We start from the raw sequence: 3,471 nt of genomic DNA, 5'->3' as shown, positions 1-3,471 counted from the left end.
GGCGCTCAACGTCATGAAGGGCGGGCACGCGATGGCGGTCCACGCGCGCCGCGCCGCGAGCATGCAGCCGCTGGCGGACGCCGGTGCGGTGACGTGCGCATCCCCGGCAGAGGTCGCGGCAAGATCGGACGTGACGTTCGTGATGGTGTCCGACACGCCGGACGTCGAGCAGGTGATCCTCGGTGGCGGCGGCTGCAGCGAGGGCGCGAAAGCCGGCGCAGTCATCGTCGACATGAGCACGATTTCGCCTGCGGCCACCCGACGCATCGCCGCTGCGCTCGCCGCGAAAGACGTCGAGATGCTGGATGCGCCCGTGTCCGGCGGCGAGATCGGCGCGGTCAACGGCACGCTCTCGATCATGGTCGGCGGCCCGGTGCAGACCTTCGAGCGCGTGCGGCCGCTGCTGGAACTGATGGGCAGGAACATCGTGCACATCGGCGCGAGCGGCGCCGGTCAGGTGGCGAAGTCGTGCAACCAGATCGTTGCGGCCGTGACCATCGAAGCGGTGGCGGAAGCATTGCTGCTCGCGCAGGCGAACGGCGTGGACGCCGCAAAGGTGCGTGAAGCACTGCTCGGCGGCTTCGGCTATTCGCGGGTGCTGGAGATCCACGGCCGGCGCATGCTCGAGGCCGACTTCCAGCCCGGCTTCAAGGCGCGACTGCACCAGAAGGACATGCGCATCGTGCTGCAGAGCGCGTTCGAACTCGGCGTGGCGCTGCCGGCGGCGGCGCTCGTCGCGCAGCACCTCAATGCGCTCGTCGGCAGCGGTGAAGGCGAGCTCGATTCCTCGGCGATCTACAAGGTGCTCGGGCGCATGCGCCAGGGAGATGACCAATGAGCGAGCGCGTCGGCTTCATCGGCCTCGGCGTGATGGGGCGGCCCATGGCGCTGCATCTCCTGCGCGCGGGACATCCGCTCGCGGTCTACGCGCGGCGACCGGCCGCGCTCGCACCGCTTCTCGAGCAGGGTGCGGTGGCATGCGCATCGCCCGCCGAGCTGGCGCGACGTTGCGATGTCGTCTTCACCATGGTGACGACGGGAGCGGACGTCGAGGCGGTCGTGCTCGGCGCCGGCGGTGTCATCGAAGGCGCCCGCCCCGACCTGCTGGTGATCGATCACAGCACCATCGCGCCTGCCGCCGCGCAGCATGTCGCGACGGCGCTTGCGGCACGCGGCGTGGCGTTCCTGGACGCACCGGTGTCCGGCGGCGAGCAGGGCGCGATCGACGCCGCGCTGTCGATCATGGTCGGCGGACCCGAGGACGCGTTCCGGCGTGCGGAGCCGCTGCTGCGCAGACTTGGCAGGACGGTGCTGCGCATCGGTGAGAGCGGTGCCGGCCAGGCGGCGAAGGCGGCCAACCAGCTCGCCATCGTGCTCATGCTCGAAGGCATCGCCGAGGCACTCACGCTGGCGAGCGCGAGCGGCGTCGATCCGGGAAAAGTGCTGGAGGCACTGCGCGGCGGGGCCGCTGCGAGCCGCATGCTCGACGTGATGGGACCGAAGATGGTTAGCCGCGATTTCCGTCCGGGTGTCGAGGCGAGGCTGCATCACAAGGACGTGCACATCGCACTCGACTGCGCGGCGGCGGTGGGGCTCGCGATTCCCGGCGCCGCGGTGGCAGCGCAGACGTTCAACGCGCTGATGGCGCGCGGCGGGGCCCGGCTCGACTCCGCTGCGGTGCTCACCGTGGTCGAGGCGATGCGCACCGGATCATAAGGACTGGCTTATCGTAATCATCAGCAAGTGCAATTGGACGGGGTTCGTGGCCGATCCTAATGTCTCCCCAATAAGACAGGTACGCATAGGGGAGAGAAAAAATGATCCATCGCAATCGGCTCATGCCATTCGTATTGCGCTCGACGGAGCGCGAGGTCGTCACCTCCACGCGGCGACAGCCGCAGTTCCTCGTCCGCCCAGGGTCGAAGCTGCTGCAGAAGCGGTCTGCGCTGCTCGCGCGCCCGCATCGCTACTGAGTGGGCGACAGGCGCGGACGAAGACTCACGCCTGTCCTGTCGCCGCCGGGCGTTCGCTCTGGCTGCACGTCACCCGGTTGCACCGAGTCCCGCCGCCACGCAGTTGATCGAGAGCAGCAGGGGCGCCTTGATCGCCTCCTTCTCTGCACCATCGTCCGCCGCGCGAAACCGCCGCAACAGATCGATCTGCTCGCGGCTTACCTGATTGATCGTCGGCAGCCGGTGCGCAAGGCGCGTCCGGAATTCCGGAAAGCGCTCGGCTATCGCGGACTCGCCGGTAGTCGCCAGCACCATCTCGCAGGCGCGCGCGTATTCATCGCGCACCAGTTCGAAGATTTCGTCCCGCAGGGCAGCGTCCGGCACCAGTTCCGCGTAGAGCCGGGCGATTTCCAGGTCCACCACCGCGAGCGTCTTCTCCGCTTCGTCCAGCACGAGGCGAAACAGCCGCGACTCGCGGAACATGCGCGCGAGCAAGGCGTCGCCCGCCGCGCCGCGCACCTGCCGGAACGCCGCCAGGCCGCTGCCTAGTCCGAACCAGCCGGTGATGATGTGCCGGTTCTGCGACCAGGCGAAGACCCACGGGATCGCGCGCAGTTCTGCCAGGGTTTTCGCGCCGAACCGTCGTGCCGGACGCGAACCGATGTTGAGCAGTGAAATCTCTTCGAGCGGACTGGCCGCCTGCAGATAAGTCACCAGACCCGGATGCGCTGCGAGGCGCAGGTAGCCGGCACGCGCGGCACCCGCCAGCGCCTCCATCGCGTCGTCGAATTCCGGTACCGGCTCGAGTTCGCGCTCCCGCTCCGACTTGAGCGCGTGCTCCAGCACGCTCGCCGCGAGCAGCTCGACCTGATAGGCCGCGGTGCCGCGGTTGGCATACTTGAGCGACACCACCTCGCCCTGCTCGGTCAGACGGAAGCGGCCGCGGATGGAACCGGCCGGCTGCGCGGCGATGGCACGGCCGGCGGGAATGCCGCCGCGGCTGACCGATCCGCCGCGGCCGTGGAAGAAGGCGATGGTGACATCATGCTCCTGTCCCACCTGGGAGAGCCGCGTCTGCGCGCGGGCGAGCTCCCAGTTCGACGGCAGGAAGCCGCCGTCCTTGTTGGAGTCGGAATAGCCGATCATCACTTCCTGCAGACCGCCCTGGGCGGAGAGGCTGCGGCGCACCACCGGGACCGCGAGCAGGTCGCGCAGTACCGCCGGCGCGCCGCGCAGATCGTCGATCGTCTCGAAGAGCGGCATGATCGGCAGCGTGCAGCGTTCGACCCCGGCAGGGTCGGCGAAGAGGCCGGCCTCCTTTGCCAGCAGGTACACGCCGAGGATGTCTGCGGCATGCCGGGTCATGCTCAGGATGAAGCTGCCGAAGGCGTCGCGGTCGGTCACGACGCGCATCTCGCGCACCAGCCGGAAGAGGCCGAGCGTCTCCTGCGCCGTGGGGGGAAGACCCGCCAGGTCTCGGGTCGGGACGAGCGGCCGTTCGAGCTCGGCGAGAAGCCAC

General features: G+C 69.1%; 4 protein-coding genes. 3 read left to right on the top strand and 1 reads right to left on the bottom strand.

From position 1 onward, the window contains the following. The 3 genes from JNK68_07760 to JNK68_07750 all read left to right on the top strand — a co-directional run. On the top strand, positions 1 to 838 hold an 838-nt coding region (locus JNK68_07760), incomplete at its 5' end, for an NAD(P)-dependent oxidoreductase (GenBank protein MBL8540253.1). Continuing rightward, the gene (locus tag JNK68_07755; protein ID MBL8540252.1) at positions 835 to 1,716 is read left to right on the top strand and encodes an NAD-binding protein; all 882 of its coding nucleotides are present in this window, start codon (positions 835 to 837) and stop codon (positions 1,714 to 1,716) included. The genes JNK68_07760 and JNK68_07755, both read left to right, overlap by 4 nt. A gap of 101 nt (positions 1,717 to 1,817) precedes the next feature. Beyond that, a complete protein-coding gene (locus tag JNK68_07750; GenBank protein ID MBL8540251.1) occupies positions 1,818 to 1,973 on the top strand; it encodes a hypothetical protein in 156 nt (51 codons plus the stop codon). A 69-nt stretch (positions 1,974 to 2,042) separates the two neighbouring features. On the opposite strand, the gene JNK68_07745 is transcribed toward JNK68_07750, so the two are convergent. Further along, on the bottom strand, positions 2,043 to 3,471 hold a 1,429-nt coding region (locus JNK68_07745; GenBank protein MBL8540250.1), incomplete at its 5' end, for a phosphoenolpyruvate carboxylase.

The organism is Betaproteobacteria bacterium (assembly GCA_016791345.1).
Taxonomy (GTDB): Bacteria; Pseudomonadota; Gammaproteobacteria; order Burkholderiales; family JAEUMW01; genus JAEUMW01.
This window is presented reverse-complemented; position numbering and strand designations above follow the sequence as displayed.